This is a genomic window from Pseudomonas sp. LSJ-87 (assembly GCF_032971465.1).
GTDB classification, from domain to species: Bacteria; Pseudomonadota; Gammaproteobacteria; order Pseudomonadales; family Pseudomonadaceae; genus Aquipseudomonas; species Aquipseudomonas putida_Z.
Map to the genome: position 1 here is coordinate 1 of NZ_JAWJYQ010000015.1, position 17,831 is coordinate 17,831.

15 protein-coding genes are annotated in these 17,831 nt (G+C 64.2%); 9 read left to right on the top strand and 6 right to left on the bottom strand.

Annotation, left to right across the window (positions count from 1 at the left end):
• Positions 1 to 81: 81 nt before the first annotated feature.
• The gene (gene rlmM / locus RYH74_RS10120) at positions 82 to 1,146 is read right to left on the bottom strand and encodes a 23S rRNA (cytidine(2498)-2'-O)-methyltransferase RlmM (protein WP_085589413.1); all 1,065 of its coding nucleotides are present in this window, start codon (positions 1,144 to 1,146) and stop codon (positions 82 to 84) included.
• 216 nt (positions 1,147 to 1,362) lie between these two features.
• Between rlmM and acnA the strand changes: the two genes are divergently transcribed.
• The 3 genes from acnA to RYH74_RS10135 all read left to right on the top strand — a co-directional run bounded on the left by acnA (position 1,363) and on the right by RYH74_RS10135 (position 6,802).
• Complete coding sequence (acnA, locus tag RYH74_RS10125) at positions 1,363 to 4,104, top strand: aconitate hydratase AcnA (RefSeq protein ID WP_317409340.1); 2,742 nt, start codon at positions 1,363 to 1,365, stop codon at positions 4,102 to 4,104.
• A gap of 157 nt (positions 4,105 to 4,261) precedes the next feature.
• Positions 4,262 to 5,038: a CPBP family intramembrane glutamic endopeptidase gene (locus tag RYH74_RS10130; protein WP_025338304.1), complete on the top strand. Its 777-nt coding sequence runs from the start codon at positions 4,262 to 4,264 to the stop codon at positions 5,036 to 5,038.
• A gap of 198 nt (positions 5,039 to 5,236) precedes the next feature.
• Positions 5,237 to 6,802, top strand: a complete 1,566-nt coding sequence (locus tag RYH74_RS10135; protein WP_025338303.1) for a methyl-accepting chemotaxis protein — start codon at positions 5,237 to 5,239, stop codon at positions 6,800 to 6,802.
• 241 nt (positions 6,803 to 7,043) lie between these two features.
• Here the strand turns inward: RYH74_RS10135 and RYH74_RS10140 are convergent, their stop codons facing one another.
• From RYH74_RS10140 to RYH74_RS10160, 5 genes are all read right to left on the bottom strand, one after another.
• The gene (locus RYH74_RS10140; protein ID WP_085664996.1) at positions 7,044 to 7,928 is read right to left on the bottom strand and encodes a pseudouridine synthase; all 885 of its coding nucleotides are present in this window, start codon (positions 7,926 to 7,928) and stop codon (positions 7,044 to 7,046) included.
• A 51-nt stretch (positions 7,929 to 7,979) separates the two neighbouring features.
• Positions 7,980 to 8,288 carry a transcriptional regulator gene (locus tag RYH74_RS10145; RefSeq protein WP_075044202.1) on the bottom strand — a complete coding sequence of 103 codons (309 nt, stop codon included), beginning with the start codon at positions 8,286 to 8,288 and terminating at the stop codon, positions 7,980 to 7,982.
• A 65-nt stretch (positions 8,289 to 8,353) separates the two neighbouring features.
• Positions 8,354 to 8,785 (bottom strand): D-Ala-D-Ala carboxypeptidase family metallohydrolase, encoded by a 432-nt coding sequence (locus tag RYH74_RS10150; RefSeq protein WP_075044201.1) that lies wholly within the window; start codon positions 8,783 to 8,785, stop codon positions 8,354 to 8,356.
• A 108-nt stretch (positions 8,786 to 8,893) separates the two neighbouring features.
• Positions 8,894 to 9,133: a glutaredoxin family protein gene (locus tag RYH74_RS10155; RefSeq protein WP_063913871.1), complete on the bottom strand. Its 240-nt coding sequence runs from the start codon at positions 9,131 to 9,133 to the stop codon at positions 8,894 to 8,896.
• Positions 9,134 to 9,204: 71 nt separating this feature from the next.
• Positions 9,205 to 10,413, bottom strand: coding sequence for an ammonium transporter (locus RYH74_RS10160; protein ID WP_025338299.1), 1,209 nt, complete (start codon positions 10,411 to 10,413; stop codon positions 9,205 to 9,207).
• Between the two features lie 313 nt (positions 10,414 to 10,726).
• On the opposite strand from RYH74_RS10160, the gene RYH74_RS10165 reads away from it, so the two are divergent.
• From RYH74_RS10165 to RYH74_RS10190, 6 genes are all read left to right on the top strand, one after another.
• Entirely contained in the window at positions 10,727 to 11,041 is a 315-nt protein-coding gene (locus RYH74_RS10165; protein WP_075044200.1) for a YqjD family protein, read from the top strand.
• Positions 11,042 to 11,050: 9 nt separating this feature from the next.
• A complete protein-coding gene (locus tag RYH74_RS10170; protein WP_025338297.1) occupies positions 11,051 to 11,425 on the top strand; it encodes a phage holin family protein in 375 nt (124 codons plus the stop codon).
• Positions 11,422 to 11,751 (top strand): hypothetical protein, encoded by a 330-nt coding sequence (locus RYH74_RS10175; protein WP_013971682.1) that lies wholly within the window; start codon positions 11,422 to 11,424, stop codon positions 11,749 to 11,751. Before RYH74_RS10170 ends, RYH74_RS10175 begins: the two co-directional genes overlap by 4 nt.
• A 189-nt stretch (positions 11,752 to 11,940) precedes the next feature.
• A complete protein-coding gene (locus tag RYH74_RS10180) occupies positions 11,941 to 13,272 on the top strand; it encodes a deoxyguanosinetriphosphate triphosphohydrolase (RefSeq protein WP_013971681.1) in 1,332 nt (443 codons plus the stop codon).
• Between the two features lie 283 nt (positions 13,273 to 13,555).
• Positions 13,556 to 14,173: a response regulator transcription factor gene (locus RYH74_RS10185; RefSeq protein WP_075044199.1), complete on the top strand. Its 618-nt coding sequence runs from the start codon at positions 13,556 to 13,558 to the stop codon at positions 14,171 to 14,173.
• 8 nt (positions 14,174 to 14,181) lie between these two features.
• Complete coding sequence (locus RYH74_RS10190) at positions 14,182 to 17,814, top strand: ATP-binding protein (protein WP_317409342.1); 3,633 nt, start codon at positions 14,182 to 14,184, stop codon at positions 17,812 to 17,814.
• Positions 17,815 to 17,831 lie beyond the last annotated feature (17 nt).

The window sequence follows — 17,831 nt, forward strand, 5'->3', positions numbered from 1 at the left end:
GGCGCCTGAACTATCGCGCGCTTAGAAGCAAAAACCGAAGCAAGAGCAAGAGCAAGAGCAAGAGCAAAGCGGTTCGCTGTGCTAGCGCGGCTTCAAGTCCAACCGGCGCAGATGGCAGGTCACTTCCTCGCGGTCGTGATACAGCTGCTTGCAAGCAATCGACACCTTGATCTTGCGCGCCTTGAAGGTCGCCTCCATGCGGTCGAGCAGCCGGCGTACTTCGGCATAGCGCTGTTTCATCGGCAGCTTCAGGTTGACCACAGCTTCACGGCACAACCCCTCGCCCAGCCAGGTCTCGATCAGCGAGGTAGTACGCGCCGGTTTCTCGACGATGTCGCACACCATCCAGTCCACCGGCTGCTTCGGTTGCCAGGTGAAACCATCAGCCATCAGGTGCTGGACCAACCCGGTGTCCATCAGGCTTTCGGCCATCGGCCCGTTGTCGATGGCGGTCACCAGCATGCCCCGGCGCACCAGCTGGTAGGTCCAGCCACCCGGCGAGGCCCCCAGGTCGACCCCGGTCATGTCATCGCCCAGGCGCTGCTCCCACTGCTCGCGCGGGATGAACTGGTGCCAGGCCTCTTCCAGCTTGAGCGTCGAGCGGCTGGGTGCCTCGCGGGGGAATTTCAGGCGCGGGATGCCCATGGGCCAAAGCGCACTGTTGTTGGCCGGGGCAACACCGGCAAATACCCGGCGGCCGCTGATGAAGGTGAGCAGCAGGCGTGGGCGGCTGGGGTCGTCGACCAGGCGCCCGGCCTTTTCCAAAGCCTTGCGCAGCGGCACCTCGAACTTGCGGCAGAAGGTAGACAGTTCCTTGCCTTCGTTGCTGTCCAGCACCTCCAGCCACAGGCTGCCAAACACCGGGAACCCGGCCAGGTGCGCCAGCAGCACACTGATGCGGTCGCTTTCCGGCAGTTCGACATAACCGCCACGGGCCCACTGCCGCGGGAAGATCAGCTGGTTGAAGCGCAGTTCCCCCATCAAGCGCTCGGCACCGCCCTCCTCGCTACAGACAAACTCGGCACTGGCGCTTTGCGGCTTGCCTTTGGCATAGCCGGCAACACCCAGGCGGGCAGCATGTTCGCTGATTTCGGCGCACACCTCACCCTCGAAACCGGGCCGGCAATGCATGAACAGGGTATTCATCTCTCACTCCACTACGGCTGGCGCGCCACAGGCGCCGGCAGGGCGGCGATGATAAAGGAAGATCGGAACCTGCGACACGCCCCGCCGGTCCAGAAAAGGGTCAGGTGGCGCAAAGCGGTCTAACCTGACCTTTCAGCCAGGTCCGTGCCGTGCGGATCGATACAGAGCGGTGCCACCGGCAGATCTTGCCAGGCACCGGCGCAGAAGGAGTTGGCAATGCCCTCGCTCGATAGCCTGAATACCCTCAAACCCCTAAAGGTCGGTGACCAGACCTACCACTACTTCAGCCTCACCGAAGCCGCCCGCCAACTGGGCGACCTGCAGCGCCTGCCCATGTCGCTGAAGGTGCTGCTGGAAAACCTGCTGCGCTGGGAAGACGGCAAGACCGTCACCGGCGACGACCTGCGCGCCCTCGCCCAATGGCTGGGCGAGCGACGCTCCGACCGCGAGATCCAGTACCGCCCGGCGCGGGTGCTGATGCAGGACTTCACCGGTGTGCCGGCCGTGGTCGACCTGGCCGCCATGCGCGCAGCCATGGCCAAGGCCGGCGGCGACCCGCAGCGGATCAACCCGCTGTCACCCGTGGACCTGGTGATCGACCATTCGGTGATGGTAGACCGCTACGGCACGCCGCAGGCCTTCAGCGAGAACGTCGACATCGAAATGCAGCGCAACGGCGAGCGCTATGCCTTCCTGCGCTGGGGCCAGAGCGCCTTCGACAACTTCCGCGTGGTACCGCCGGGCACCGGCATCTGCCACCAGGTCAACCTCGAATACCTCGGCCGCACCGTCTGGACCCGTGAAGCCGATGGACGCACCTACGCCTTCCCCGACACCCTGGTCGGTACCGATTCGCATACCACCATGATCAATGGCCTGGGCGTGCTCGGCTGGGGCGTGGGCGGCATCGAAGCGGAGGCAGCCATGCTCGGCCAACCAGTGTCGATGCTGATCCCCGAAGTGATCGGCTTCAAGCTGACCGGCAAGCTGGGCGAAGGCATCACCGCCACCGACCTGGTGCTGACGGTGACCCAGATGCTGCGCAAGAAGGGCGTGGTGGGCAAGTTCGTCGAGTTCTATGGTGATGGCCTCGCCGAGCTGCCCTTGGCCGACCGTGCGACCATCGCCAACATGGCCCCGGAATACGGCGCCACCTGCGGCTTCTTCCCGGTTGACCAGGTGACCCTGGACTACCTGCGCCTGTCCGGCCGCCCCGAGGCGACCGTGCAACTGGTCGAGCAGTACTGCAAAGCCCAGGGCCTGTGGCGGAAGCCCGGCCAGGAGCCACTGTTCAGCGACAGCCTGGCGCTGGACATGCATGAGGTCGAGGCCAGCCTGGCAGGGCCCAAGCGGCCGCAGGACCGGGTAGCCCTGGGCCAGGTCAGCCAGGCCTTCGACCACTTCATCGAACTGCAACCCAAGCCGCTGGCCAAAGAGGTCAGCCGCCTGGAAAGCGAAGGTGGCGGCGGCGTGGCGGTGGGCAACGCCGACCAGGCCGGGGAGATCGACTACAGCCATCAAGGCCAGACCCACACCCTGCGCGATGGCGCCGTGGTGATTGCCGCGATCACCTCGTGTACCAACACCTCCAACCCCAGCGTGATGATGGCCGCCGGGCTGGTGGCGAAAAAGGCCCTGGAAAAAGGCCTGCAACGCAAACCCTGGGTCAAGAGCTCGCTGGCGCCGGGCTCCAAGGTGGTCACCGACTACTTCAAGGCCGCCGGGCTCAGCCCTTACCTGGACCAATTGGGGTTCGACCTGGTCGGCTATGGCTGCACCACCTGCATCGGCAACTCCGGCCCGCTGGATGAAGCGATCGAAAAAGCCATCGGCAGCGCCGACCTCACGGTGGCTTCGGTGTTGTCGGGCAACCGCAACTTCGAAGGCCGCGTGCACCCGCTGGTCAAGACCAACTGGCTGGCCTCGCCGCCGCTGGTGGTGGCCTATGCCCTGGCCGGCAGCGTGCGCCTGGACCTGACCTGCGACCCGTTGGGCACCGGCAAGGATGGCCAGCCGGTGTACCTGCGCGATATCTGGCCCAGCCAGCAGGAAATCGCCGCTGCCGTGGCCAAGGTCGACACGGCGATGTTCCACAAGGAATATGCCGAGGTGTTCGCCGGCGATGCACAGTGGCAGGCCATCGAGGTACCGCAGGCGGCCACCTACGTGTGGCAGGCCGACTCCACCTATATCCAGCATCCGCCGTTCTTCGACGACATCGGCGGGCCACCCCCGCAGATCACCGACATCCAGGGTGCGCGAATTCTGGCGCTGCTGGGTGACTCGGTGACCACCGACCACATTTCCCCGGCCGGCAACATCAAGGCCGACAGCCCGGCCGGGCGCTACCTGCGTGAGCAGGGCGTGGAGCCCCACGACTTCAACTCCTACGGCTCGCGGCGTGGCAACCATGAAGTGATGATGCGCGGCACCTTCGCCAACATCCGCATCCGCAACGAAATGCTGGCGGGCGAAGAAGGTGGCAACACCCTGCACGTGCCCAGTGGCGAGAAGCTGTCGATCTACGACGCGGCCATGCGCTACCAGCAGGAAGGCACTCCGCTGGTGGTGATCGCCGGCCAGGAATACGGCACCGGCTCGAGCCGCGACTGGGCCGCCAAGGGCACCAACCTGCTGGGGGTCAAGGCGGTACTGGCGGAAAGCTTCGAGCGCATTCACCGCTCCAACCTGGTAGGCATGGGCGTACTGCCGCTGCAGTTCAAGGCCGGGCACAACCGCAAGCAACTGGGGCTGACCGGCAGGGAGAAGATCGATGTGCTGGGTTTGAACGGCGCACAGATCCGCCCAGGCATGAGCCTGCCCTTGCGCATCACCCGCGAGGATGGGCAGCAGGAGCAGATCGAGGTGCTGTGCCGGATCGATACCGTGAATGAGGTGGAGTACTTCAAGGCAGGGGGGATATTGCATTATGTGTTGCGTCAGCTGATAGCTGGTTGAGGCGCGTATGCTTGGGGCTGCCGTGCAGCCCATCGCCGGCAAGCCAGCTCCCACAGGTAAGTACAGCCCTCAGCCTTGATGCTATCCCTGTGGGAGCTGGCTTGCCGGCGATGGGCCGCGCAGCGGCCCCAATATTGTTCAACGAGAAGGACTACTCGTGCCTCGCTTCCACCTGATCGCACTTTCACTCCTGGCACTCGGCTACACCCTCGCCCTGAGCCAGGGCAACCTCGGCATCACCACCCTGCCCACCTTTCTCGCCCTGCTTGCCAGCGCCTTGCTCGCTCGCCGCCCCCAGCGCTGGCAACAAGCCCTCGGCCACACGTTGTTCATCCTCCTGGCCATCGCCCTGGCATTGCACTGGCTGCCCGGCTTCAACGCTGCCAAGGTCATCGACGGCGTTGTCCTCAGCCCCGGCGCCCTGCCCTTCACGATGTACCTGAACCTGGACAAACCGCTGATCGGCGCCTGGCTGCTGCTGGCCTGCCCTTGGCTGTTCCTGTGGCGCAGCCAGGGCCTGGCGACCAGCCTGCTGTACGCCCTGCCCCTCACCCTGCTCGCCTGCCTGGGCGGCGCCTGGGCACTGGGCATGCTGGCCTGGGCCCCGAAATGGCCCGACCAGGCCTGGCTCTGGCTGCTGAACAACCTGCTGCTGGTAAGCCTGACCGAAGAACTGTTGTTCCGCGGTTACATCCAGGCCGGCCTGCAACGGCTGCTGCGCCACCAAGGGTTGGCGTTATTCGCCGCCGCCTTGCTGTTCGGCCTGGCCCACCTGGGGGCCGGCTGGCAATGGGTGTACCTGGCCACCCTTGCCGGTATCGGCTACGGCCTGGCGTACCGCTGGGGCGGCGTAGCGGCGGCGGTGCTCTGCCATTTCGGCCTGAACCTGGTGCACTTCACCCTGTTCAGCTATCCGATGCTGGCTCTTGGCTAGCTAATCGGTCATCATTCGACTTATACGTCATGAAACAGCAGTAAAAACGCAATAATGACGCCAACTTGCTTGAACGTGCTCGCTGGCTAACCCAGATCAAGCGATGGCTTATTGCCACAGATCAAGCACATTAATTATTCATTCAATAAAACCAGCGGCTTGCCGATACCTGTCGAAAGCCCTGCGGACTATCAACCCATGCGTAACAACCAGCCGATTACCCAGAGAGAACGGACTTTCCCTGCCCAGCAGCGGTTGATCTCCACCACCAATGCCAAAGGTGTGATCACTTACTGCAACGATGCCTTCATCGAGATCAGTGGTTTCACCCGCGAAGAGCTGACCGGTGCGCCGCACAACCTGGTGCGCCACCCCGATGTGCCGCCAGCGGTGTTTGCCCACATGTGGCAAACCCTCAAGCAGGGCCAGCCGTGGATGGGTATCGTCAAGAACCGCTGCAAGTCCGGTGACCACTACTGGGTCAACGCCTATGTCACGCCGATCTTCGACAACAACCAGGTGGTCGGCTTCGAGTCGGTGCGGGTCAAGCCTACCGCCGAGCAGGTCCGCCGCGCCGAGGCGCTGTACCAGCGCATCAACCAGGGCAAGCCGCCGGTACCACGCCGGGACAAGTGGCTGCCGGTGCTGCAGGACTGGTTGCCGTTCATCCTGATCAGCCAGGTGGGCTTCCTGATCGGCAACTGGCTGGGCCATTCCTGGGGCTTCGCCCTGGCTGCCGGGCTTTCCGTACCGCTGGGCCTGCTGGGCCTGAGCTGGCAGCAGCGCGGCCTCAAGCGCCTGCTGCGCCTGGCCGAACAGACCACTTCCGACCCGCTGATCGCGCAAATGTACACCGACAGCCGTGGCGTGCAGGCGCGCCTGGAAATGGCCATGCTCAGCCAGGACGCGCGCATGAAAACCTGCCTGACCCGCCTGCAGGACAGCGCCGAACACCTCAGCGAACAGGCGCGCCAGTCCGACGAGTTGGCGCACAAGAGCTCTTCCGGCCTGGAACGCCAGCGGGTGGAGACCGAGCAGGTTGCCGCTGCGGTCAACCAGATGGCCGCCACCACCCAGGAAGTGGCCAACCACGTGCAGCGCACCGCCGATGCCACCCAGGAAGCCAACCGCCTGACCAGCCAGGGCCGGCAGATTGCCGGTGAAACCCGCGAGGCCATCGAGCGCCTGTCGGCGGCGGTGGGCGAGACCGGCCAGACAGTGACGCAACTGGCCAAGGACAGCGACGAGATTGGTGGCGTGGTCGATGTGATCAAGGGCATCGCCGACCAGACCAACCTGCTGGCGCTGAACGCGGCCATCGAAGCGGCACGTGCCGGTGAAATGGGCCGAGGCTTTGCCGTGGTGGCCGACGAAGTACGCCAGCTGGCCCAGCGCACTGCCGAATCCACCGGGCAGATCCACGGTCTGATCGCCAAGCTGCAACAAACCGCCAGCAATGCCGTGCTGACCATGGAAACCGGCCATCGCCAGGCGCAGGAAGGCGTCGACCGTGTGATGCAGGCCGACGAGGCGCTGGTGGGCATCAGTGAAGCGGTGGCCAACATCACCGACATGGCCACCCAGATTGCTGCAGCGACCGAGGAGCAGACTGCAGTGGCTGACGAGATCAGCCGCAACATCAGCACCATCGCCGACCTGGCCGACCAGACTGCCGAACAGGCCCAGCACTCGGCGCTGCTCAGCGAAGAGCTGACCAGCACGGCGGGTACCCAGTACTCGCTGGTGGAGCGGTTCAACCGCTAAGGCGGCTTCCGAAGGTACGGCATGCACTTTATACCTGCGCCGTACCTGTGGGAGTAACTGTCTTGCTCAAAATCCAAAAGATTGCGCGAACACTGTGGGAGCGGGTTCACCCGCGAACACCGGCGAAGCCGGTGGCATCCAGCGCGCTGGCTTCTTCGCGGGTGAACCCGCTCCCACAGGGGGCCGCGCAAGCCTTCAGAGTGCATTCACGGCAGTTGCTCATGCAACGAGCGTGTGAGCATTACCAATCCAACTGCAAGCAGCTCTCGAAGTAGCGCTCTTCCCCGCTCAGCGGGTCTGCAAAGCGCAGGCTCTGCGCCAGCAACTTCAGCGGCCGCTGGTAGTCGTCCTCTTCGTTGACCAACTGCGGATAGAAGGGGTCATTGCAGATCCCCGCCCCCAATGCCGCCATGTGCACACGCAACTGATGGGTCTTGCCAGTCACCGGCGACAGCCCGTAACGCCACAACTCGCCATTCTTCTCCAGCACTTCGGCCAGGGTTTCGCTGTTGGCCTCCCCCTCTACCTCATGCATGCGGAAAAAAGGCTCGCCATGTACCAGGCGGCTTTTGTGCACCAGCGGGAAATCGTGCTGCGGCATGGCCGCGGCAATGGCCTGGTAGCGCTTGTCGATACGTCGTTCGGGGAACAATCGCTGGTAGGCACTGCGGCTCTGCGGGTTGGCGGAAAATAGTACAAGCCCGGCGGTATGCCGGTCGATACGGTGCAACGGCACCAGATGCGGGTTGCCCAGGCGGCGGATCAGGCGGCGCAGCAAGGTCTGCTCGACGTATTCACCAGTCGGCGTCACGGGCAGGAAATGCGGCTTGTCGGCTACCACCAGGTGCTCATCCACATGCAATACGGTCTCCTGCACCGGGATCGGCCGCTCGTTCGGCACCTCACGGAAGTAGTGCAAACGCATACCGCGCTTGTAAGGCAGTGCGGCAGAAACCGCCCGCCCCTCGGCATCCAGCACCCGGCCCCGGGCAAAGCGGTCGAGCCACTGGGCGCGGTCGATGGCCTTGAAATGGTCACACAGGCAGTCGAGCACCGTCGCCCAGTTACCGGGGGGCAGGCACACCGTGCTGGCTTGCTGGCGGGCGGGGTCGAAAGGCGTGGTCATGGCAGGGCTCGAAACGTTCACGGCCGCGCATTATCCCCCAAGCCCGCGCCCTCAACCAGCCTGGGCAATGGCCTCGCAGCGCTCCTTCAGCCAGCGCAACACCTGCACCGGCTCCCAGCGCCCAGGGTCGTAGAGGGCATACAGCAACCCCTGGTACCCAACCACGTCCAGCCCACGGTGGTAGCCGGCACGCTGGAACAGGGCCTCGATCTCGGCGAAGCAGGTATTGAAGTGGACCTTGCCGAACGGCGTACGGTCTTCGGTCACCAGGCCTTCGAGGCGCAGTTCCAGAACAGCGTCGGCCACCCGCTCGACGGGCATGCGGTTGACGCTGTACTTGAGTTGCTCGACATTGAGCATGGCTTCACCTCGATACTGTATTTATATACAGCATACGAATATCCCCTTGGCGCCGTCAATGCGCTTCATTGCAGCCCCGGCAGATAGCCGGTGCCTTTGCGGATGGTCAACACCTGGCGCCGGGGGGCGCTACGCGACACGGCCAGGTGCACCCAGTCATCGAATTCGAGGATCAACTGGTCGAAGGGGATGGCGCTTTCGCTGATCCGGCGCACCACCTCGCGCGGGCTCACTTCAATCACCGTGAAGTCAGCCGCCAGCCCCAGCAGATGCTTGCTCGTCAGCGCCCCGCCAATGCGCTGGTTCACTGCGGGGCTGCGATAGCCGCTGCTGACGATGACTGGTGCACCGAACAGCGCACGCACCTGCTCCAGTGCATTGCACAGCAACTGCAGGTTGGCACGCGCTTCGGCTGGAGGATTGTTGTCGAGCCCTTCCCTGGCGGCGAGCTGCGAAATGGTCATTTCATCGAGGGTGAAATGGGGGGAAATACGCATGGCTGGGTTCCTGATGACCGGTGAAGGATGCCGGCCTCAACGTGCCGGCAGCGGATCATCACAACGCAGCACACCGCATGGAGCAGGGACAGACCTCCCCTGGCGCGATTACTGCGCGAGAAACGCCACCACCTGTTCGGCATCGAACGGCCAGTGCAGCTCGGCGCCATTGTCACAGCGGCGCAGCACCGGAATGATCAGGCCATAGCGTTCGAACAGGGCTTCGTTCTCGGCAATGTCGACCAGTTCCACCAGCAGGCCATGGTCGACGAAGGGCATCAGCACGGCCTCGGCCACTTCACACAGGTGGCAGCCGAGGGTGCCGAACAGTTGGCATTCAGGCAGCATGGGGGCAAGTCCGCTTTGGCAGGGAGAAACCTATTCTAGGTCCGTCCTGCCGTCCGTGCACCTGACCTGGCTCAATCCTGGCTGGTGGCGCCGATACGGTGCAGCGACAGGTCCGCGCCCTGGAACTCCTGCTCATGGCTCAAGCGCAGCCCATGCAGCGCGCGGATTGCACCATACACGGCAAAACCGCCGGCCAATGCCACCACCACGCCCATCAGGCTGCCCAGCAACTGGCTGACCAGGCTGACACCGCCCATGCCACCCAGCACCTCCTGGCCGAAGATGCCGCAGGCCATGCCACCCCAGACACCGCACAGGCCATGCAACGGCCACACACCCAGCACATCGTCGATCTTCCAGCGGTTCTGCGCCGCAGTGAAGGTCCAGACGAACAGCGCGCCCGCCACCAGGCCGGTGGCCAGCGCACCAATGGGGTGCATCAGGTCGGAACCGGCACAAACCGCTACCAGCCCGGCCAGCGGCCCGTTATGCAGAAAGCCCGGGTCGTTACGCCCGGCCAGCAAGGCCGACAGGGTGCCACCGACCATGGCCATCAGCGAGTTGATCGCCACCAGGCCGCTGACACCCTGCAAGGTCTGGGCACTCATGACGTTGAAGCCGAACCAGCCGATGATCAGGATCCACGACCCCAATGCCAGGAAAGGAATGCTCGACGGCGCAAACGCCACCAGCCGGCCATCGCGGTAGCGCCCGCGGCGCGCGCCCAGCAGCAGCACCGCCGCCAGCGCCAGCCAGCCACCCATGGCATGCACCACCACCGAGCCGGCAAAGTCATGGAACGGCGCGCCGAAGCGTGCCTGCAACCAGGCCTGAACGCCCAGGTTGCCGTTCCACACCACGCCCTCGAAGAACGGGTAGATGAACGCCACGATCAACGCCGTGGCACACAGTTGCGGCACGAAGCGCGCCCGCTCGGCGATGCCCCCGGAGATGATCGCAGGGATCGCCGCTGCAAAGGTCAGCAGGAAGAAGCACTTGACCAGCGCATAGCCATGGTCGGCCGCCAGCGCCGCCGCTGGCTGGAAGAAGTTGACCCCGTAGGCGATCCAGTAGCCGATGAAGAAGTACACCAATGCCGAGATAGCGAAGTCGCTGAGAATTTTCGACAAGGCGTTGACCTGGTTCTTGTGGCGCACCGTGCCCACTTCGAGAAACGCGAAGCCGGCGTGCATGGCCAGCACCAGAATGGCGCCCATGAGAATGAACAGGGTGTTGGAACCGTGGACCAGGGAGTCCATCGCGCTGTGCATGTTTTCCATGAAATAGGCAGACCTGCTGAAAAAGGCACCAGGACAGTTCAAGAACCTGCATCCCTGCACCGAATCGGTGCCAGCCCCCTGCCCGGTTTCGGTGATCCGGGCGGAGCCTGCGTGGTTTTTTCTTGGGTTTGTCGTGGATTGGGTTAAGGTTTATCGGTATCCGCTGCGCTGGCGCCCCTAATCGGCGCAATACCTGCCTGGGGCGCCCCGCAACGTGGCAAAGCCTTAGCAAGGCCCATACCAGCGCCCGCACTTGAACCTTCCGCGCGTGCTATCACTCGAACTACCAACACTCATCGACAGGGAGACACCCATGGCCAGCAAATCGGCAAAGACTGCACAAGAGATATTGATGGCTGACTTCCAGGCACTGGTCCGCGACACCGAGAAGCTGCTGGCCGACACCGCCAACCTGGCCGGCGACCAGGCTGACGAGTTGCGTGAACAGATCCACGAACGCCTGGCCCAGGCCCGCGAAAGCCTGCAGCTGACCCAGGACTCGGTGCGCGAGCGCGGCCAGGCAGCACTGGGCAGTGCCGAACAGTACGTGCAGGAAAAACCATGGCAGGCGATCGGCATTGCCGCTGGCGTCGGCTTGTTGATCGGCCTGCTGGCCAACCGGCGCTAAGGGGTTCCCATGGAGAACGACGCCAACGGCGCCAGCGCCTCGGGCAGGCGCCTGGGCGCGGCTGCCCTGGGGCTGCTGCACAGCCATATCGAACTGTTCGGCATCGAGTTGCAGGAGCAGAAGGGCCGCACCTTGAGCCTGCTGCTGTTCGCCGGCCTGGCCCTGGTATTCGCCCTGCTGCTGCTGACGGCGCTGTCCGGGCTGTTGCTGGTATTGCTGTGGGACAGCTATCGCCTGGCCGGCATCATCGGCCTGTGCGTGTTCTACGGCATCGCCGCGCTGTATTGCGGCCTGCGCCTGAAGGCAGCGGTGTTCGACGAGTCGTCGCCCTTCGGCGCCACCCTCGAGGAACTTGCCAAGGACCGGGAGCGCCTGTTGCCATGAGCCTGCCAGAACTGCCAAACACCCGAAACCCGCGCGAACTGCGCAAGGCGCTGCTGCGCCTGCGCATGGAAATGCACCGCCAGGAAATCCGCCACGAGTCCGCGCAGTTGCTTGAGCCACTGCGCCGCGTGCGCGGCATGGGCAGCTCGTTGCACGACGGGCTGGGCATCAAGCATGCGCCGCTGTGGGGGATTGGCGCCGTGGTGGCGCTGGGTTTCCTCACGGGCAAGGGTGTGCGCAGCGGCAACCTGGCGCGGCTGTTGCGCCTGGGCACCAGCCTGCTGCCGCTGCTGCGCCTGTACCTGCAAGGCAGCCGCCGCCCCTGAGCGTTTTCCGTCGACTGCACCGGCCCTATCGCCGGCAAGCCGGCTCCCACCTCGACCGCATCGGCCTCCAGCCATGTGCAATCTCTGTGGGAGCCGGCTTGCCGGCGATAGGGCCATTACAGGCTTACCCCTTGCGCTGCCCTTCCAGACACCGGAAGCTATACCCCTCGATCCACAGGAGACCGCGCCTTGGACTGGCACACCCTGCTCACCCGCGAACGCCTGGGCAAAGCCCTGTACAGCGCCGATGAACTCGGGCGCAGCCCCTTCCACAAGGACCACGACCGCATCATCTTCTCCGGTGCCTTCCGCCGCCTCGGGCGCAAGACCCAGGTGCACCCGGTTTCCAGCAACGACCATATCCACACACGCTTGACCCACTCGCTGGAAGTCAGCTGCGTCGGCCGCTCGCTGGGCATGCGCGTCGGCGAAACCCTGCGCGACAGCCTGCCGGACTGGTGCGCCCCCAGCGACCTGGGGATGATCGTGCAGTCGGCCTGCCTGGCCCATGACATCGGCAACCCACCGTTCGGCCACTCTGGCGAAGACGCCATCCGCCACTGGTTCCAGCAGGCCGCCGGGCGTGGCTGGCTGGACGACATGAGCGACGACGAGCGCGCCGACTTCCTCAACTTCGAAGGCAACGCCCAAGGCTTTCGCGTACTCACCCAGCTGGAGTACCACCAGTTCGACGGCGGTACCCGGCTGACCTATGCCACCCTCGGCACTTACCTGAAGTACCCGTGGAGCGCACGCCACGCCGACGCCCTGGGCTACAAGAAGCACAAGTTCGGCAGTTACCAGAGCGAACTGCCGCTGCTAGAGCAGATCGCCCGCAAGCTCGGCTTGCCGCAACTGGAACACCAGCGCTGGGCGCGCCACCCGCTGGTCTACCTGATGGAGGCTGCAGATGACATCTGCTACGCGCTGATCGACCTGGAAGACGGCCTGGAAATGGAGTTGCTGCAGTACGCCGAAGTCGAAGCGCTGCTGCTCGACCTGGTCGGCGATGACCTGCCGGAAACCTACCGTCAGCTCGGCCCAGGCGACTCCCGGCGGCGCAAGCTGGCGATCCTGCGCGGCAAGGCCATCGAGCACCTGACCAACGCTGCCGCCCGCGCCTTCGTCGAGCAGCAGCAAGCCTTGCTGGCCGGCCAGCTGGCGGGCGACCTGGTCGAACACATGCACGGCCCGGCCAAGCGCTGCGTGCTGCAGGCCAAGGACATGGCACGCAACAAGATCTTCCAGGACAAGCGCAAGACCCTGCACGAGATCGGCGCCTACACCACGCTGGAGATTCTGCTGAACACCTTCTGCGGTGCCGCCCTGGAACAGCACGGTGGACGCACGCCATCGTTCAAGAGCCGCCGGGTACTGGACCTTATCGGCAACAATGCCCCCGACCCACACGGCTCGCTACACAGCGCCTTCCTGCGCATGATCGACTTCATCGCCGGGATGACCGACAGCTATGCCAGCGAAATGGCCCGGGAAATGACCGGGCGCTCCAGCCCGACCTGAGCCCTGCCGGTGCAGCCCGGGCATCGCCCGGAGCTGTACCGTGTATTGTGGGAAACTTCCTACATATATTGGCGGCAAGTTAAACAGCACGAATAAGAATAAATGAAAAGTTACCAATCACGCTTTGACATCGAGTTAAACGCGCCTGCCTCGTAGCCCGTTTTGTTTTATCTTGTAAGCCATTTCCCATATAGGGCTAATAGCCCTTCCTCGCATGCCCGATGACTTCCAACTGCGATATGGTGCCGCCTGTCACCCTCAATAGCCCGCAGGGAAGTTGAACATGCATTCCATATTTATCGTCGACGATCATCCCGTCATCCGCCTGGCCGTCCGTATGTTGCTGGAAAACCAGAATTACAAGGTTGTCGGCGAGTCGGACAACGGCGTGGACGCCATGCAGATGATTCGCGAAACCGCGCCCGACCTGGTCATCCTCGACATCAGCATCCCCAAGCTGGATGGGCTGGAGGTGCTTGCCCGGTTCCAGGCCATGGCCCTGCCCATGAAGGTGCTGGTGCTGACCGCGCAGTCTCCCGCATTGTTTGCCGTACGCTGCATGCACTCGGGTGCTGCAGGCTACGTGTGCAAGCAGGAAGACCTGAGCGAACTGCTCAGTGCAATCAAGGCCGTGCTGGCCGGTTACAACTACTTCCCCAGCCAGGCAATCAAGCATGACCAGGCGGTAGATGCCGACTTGCAACTTTTCCGCCAGGTAAATGACCGCGAACTGATGGTACTGCAACTATTCGCCCAAGGCCGCAGCAACAAGGAAATTGCCAAAGGCATGTTCCTCAGCAGCAAGACTGTCAGTACCTACAAGAAGCGCCTCATGCACAAACTTCAGGTCAATACGCTGGTCGACCTGATTGAAATGGCCAAACGCAACGCGCTGGTCTGAGGGTAGTCATGGCGCACCTTATCGTTCGCCTGCTGCTCACCCTGCTCCTGTTCAGCGGCGCGGCACAGGCTACCCATCACGAAGCTTCGTCCTATACCTTGCTGGCACGCTCATCGGCCAGGCCGGCACTGCCTGCCCTCACCAGCGAACAACGGCAATGGCTCGAAGGCCGTCAGGAACTGGTGCTGGGTACCTCGGCACCAGACTACCCGCCGTTCGACATCACCAGTGGGGGCCGCGACTACCAAGGCCTTACCGCCGAGTATGCGAGCCTGATCGGCAAGGCCCTGCAGTTGCCCGTGCGAGTGCTGCGTTTTTCCAGCCGGCAAGCGGCGGTGGAGGCGCTCCGGCAGGGTGACATCGACCTGCTTGGCAGCTCCAATGGCTACGAAGCGGCCAGCGATGGCCTGGCCCTGTCGCACCCCTATGCCATCGACCAACCGGTGCTGGTAACGCGCGAGGACGAAAGCCGGGCGCTGGACATGGGCCTGGCTGGCATGCGCCTGGGCATGCTCTACCACTACCTGCCCCGGCAGGAGGTGAAAAGCGCCTACCCCAAGGCCGAGCTGCTGGCCTTCGGCTCGTCCAGCCAGGCCCTGAGTGCCGTGGCGTTCGGCCAGGCCGACGTGTTCATCGGCGATACCATTTCCACCCACTACCAGCTCAATCGCGGCCACCTGCCGCGCCTGCGCATGGCCAGTTTCGGCAAGCACGAAGCCATCGGCTTCGGTTTTGCCCTGCGCCACGAGGACAGGGTGCTGATGGAGATGGTGAACGCCACCCTGGACAGACAGACCTCGGCCATACGCGCCAGTATCTTCAAGCGCTGGAGCGCCGGTAGCGACCTGCTGCTGACCGACCGCAAGCTGCAACTGACCGACACCGAAGAACAATGGCTGAAAGACCACCCGGTGATGCGCGTGGCAATCGATGACACCGCTGCACCGGTCTCCTACTTCGATGGTTCGGGGCATTTTCGCGGCATCACCGCCGACCTGCTCGAGCTCCTTCGCCTGCGCACCGGCTTGCGTTTCGAAGTGCAGCGCGCCAGCGGCCTTGCCGACATGATTGCCCGCCTCAAGGATGGCCGCGCCGATGTCATCGCCGCACTGGCCACCGGCGGGGTGAACGAAGACGACCTGCAAATCAGCCAGCCCTACCTGGAAAGCGCCTATGTGCTGGTCAGCCGCAAGGACAAACAACCCTTCACCTCGCTGGAACAGCTGCAAGGGCATCGCATCGCCATTACCCGCTACAGCGCCATGGACGCCATGCTGTCGCGGCACTATCCGCAAATCGGCTGGGTCGAGACCGAAAGCTCGTTCTATTCCATGGCGTTGCTCAACAGCGGTGCCGTCGATGCGGTGATCACCACCTTGATCGACGCCAACCACGCGCTGGCCGGCAACCCCGAACTGGTCATCCGGGCTACCGTCGGCAGCGAACCCGCCAACTTCGCCATGGCCACCAGTGCCCCGTCACAGGCGCTGGTGTCGATCCTCGACAAGGCGCTGCTGAGCATCTCGCCGGAAGAACTGGGGGTCATCAACAACCGCTGGCGCGGCTTCAGCCTGCACGAGGATGGCAACGACCAGGGCTACCGTCGGCTGGCGATTCAGGTGGTACTGGGCACCGCCGTGCTGTTGCTGCTGGCCTTGCTGTGGAACGCCCGCCTGCGCCTGCAGATTCGCCAGCGGCAACGCGCCGAACGGGCGCTGAACGACCAGTTGGCGTTCATGCGCGCCCTGCTCAACGGCACGCCCCACCCCATGTACGTGCGTGACCGCGAGGGCCGCCTGCAAAGCTGCAACTACAGCTACCTGGAAGCCGTGCAGGCCCGCTCCGAAGAGGTCATCGGCAAGAACCTGGAGGGGAGCCTGTTCGCCGATTTCGAGCAGACCCGGCAGATCCACGCCGACTACCTGAAGGTGATGGCCGAAGGCTCGCCACTGATCATGGACCGGCCACTACGGATCCAGGGCCGGGAGATGACCATCTACCACTGGATCCTGCCGTACCGCGACTCACTGGGTGAGGTGCAAGGCATCATCGGTGGCTGGATCGACATCAGCGAGCGCCGCCATCTGGTCATGGAGCTGCGCCAGGCCAAGCAGCAGGCCGACGATGCGAACCGCGCCAAAAGCACCTTCCTGGCCACCATCAGCCACGAAATCCGCACCCCGATGAATGCGGTCATCGGCATGCTCGAACTGGCAGTCAAGCGTGCCGACCAAGGCCGGGTAGACCGTTGCGCGCTGGAGCTGGCCCACCACTCGGCCAAGGACCTGCTGGGCCTGATCGGCGATATCCTCGACATCGTGCGCATCGAGTCGGGGCACTTGTCCCTCGCCCCGGAGGCCGTCGACCTGGCGGCCCTGGTCGAATCGGTGGGGCGCATTTTCGAAGGCCAGGCGCGGCAGAAAGGCCTGGCCCTGGAGGTGATGATCGCACCGGCCGCACGCTGCCATGCCCTGCTCGACCCCTTGCGTTTCAAGCAGGTCCTGTCCAACCTGGTGAGCAACGCCATCAAGTTCACCGAGCATGGCCAGGTGCGCATCTGCGTCGGCCTGGTGGACGACGGCAGCACTACCCCCGCCGTGCTGGAGCTGGAAGTGCGCGACAGTGGCATCGGTATCCACGCCGACGACCTGCAACGCCTGTTCAACCCGTTCATCCAGGCCAACCCGCATAGCCAGAGCGCCCGCGCGGGTACCGGGCTGGGCCTGGCCATCTGTCGCAACCTGTGCGAAATGATGGGCGGCAGCCTGACCATCAAGAGCCTGGAGGATGTCGGCACCCAGGTACGCCTGAAAATGCCGCTGCAGCGGGTTGACGCTGCGGCGCAGCCGGCCCCGCTGATAGAGAACCTCGATGTGCCCGACCCACGGCTGAACGTGCTGGTGATCGACGACCACCCGGCCAACCTGCAACTGATGGCACAGCAGCTTGGCTACCTGGGGCTGGAGCACACCAGCGCCCGCGACGGTCGCGAAGGCCTGGCCACCTGGCGGGCGGGCGACTTCGATGTGCTGGTGCTCGACTGCAACATGCCGCACATGAACGGCTACCAGCTGGCTACCGCCGTACGTACCGAGGAACGCCATGGCAAGCGGCCGCGCTGCACCATTCTCGGCTACACCGCCAACGCACAGCCGGAGGTACGCCGAAAGTGCCTGAGCGCGGGCATGGACGACTGCCTGCTCAAGCCCATCAGCCTGGGCACGCTCAGCCAGCGCCTGGCCGGCATCCGCCCGCGCCGCCAGCACAAACCGCGGCGCAAGCTGTACCACCTGGACGGCCTGGCCACAGTGGTCGGGCATGACCCGAACGACCGCCAGCGCTTCCTGCAGGCATTGCAGCAGAGCCTGCAGGCCGACCTGGCCACCTTGATGGCATTGCATCCGCAGCGCGACAGCGATGCCATTGCCGAACAGGCGCACAAGGTGCTCAGCGCCGCGCGGATGCTGGAAGCCCCCGCGCTGATGAAGGCCTGCGAAGCCCTGGAGGCAAGCGGCTTGCCTCCCGACCAGTTACGCCTGCGGCGCCAGGCACTGGCGCGGCATATGTGCCGGGTAGAACGTGCCCTGGCCAAGGAACTGGCCACAGGCACCTGCACACAGGCAGGCAGCCAAGCGTGTTAACTGGTAGACTGCGCGGC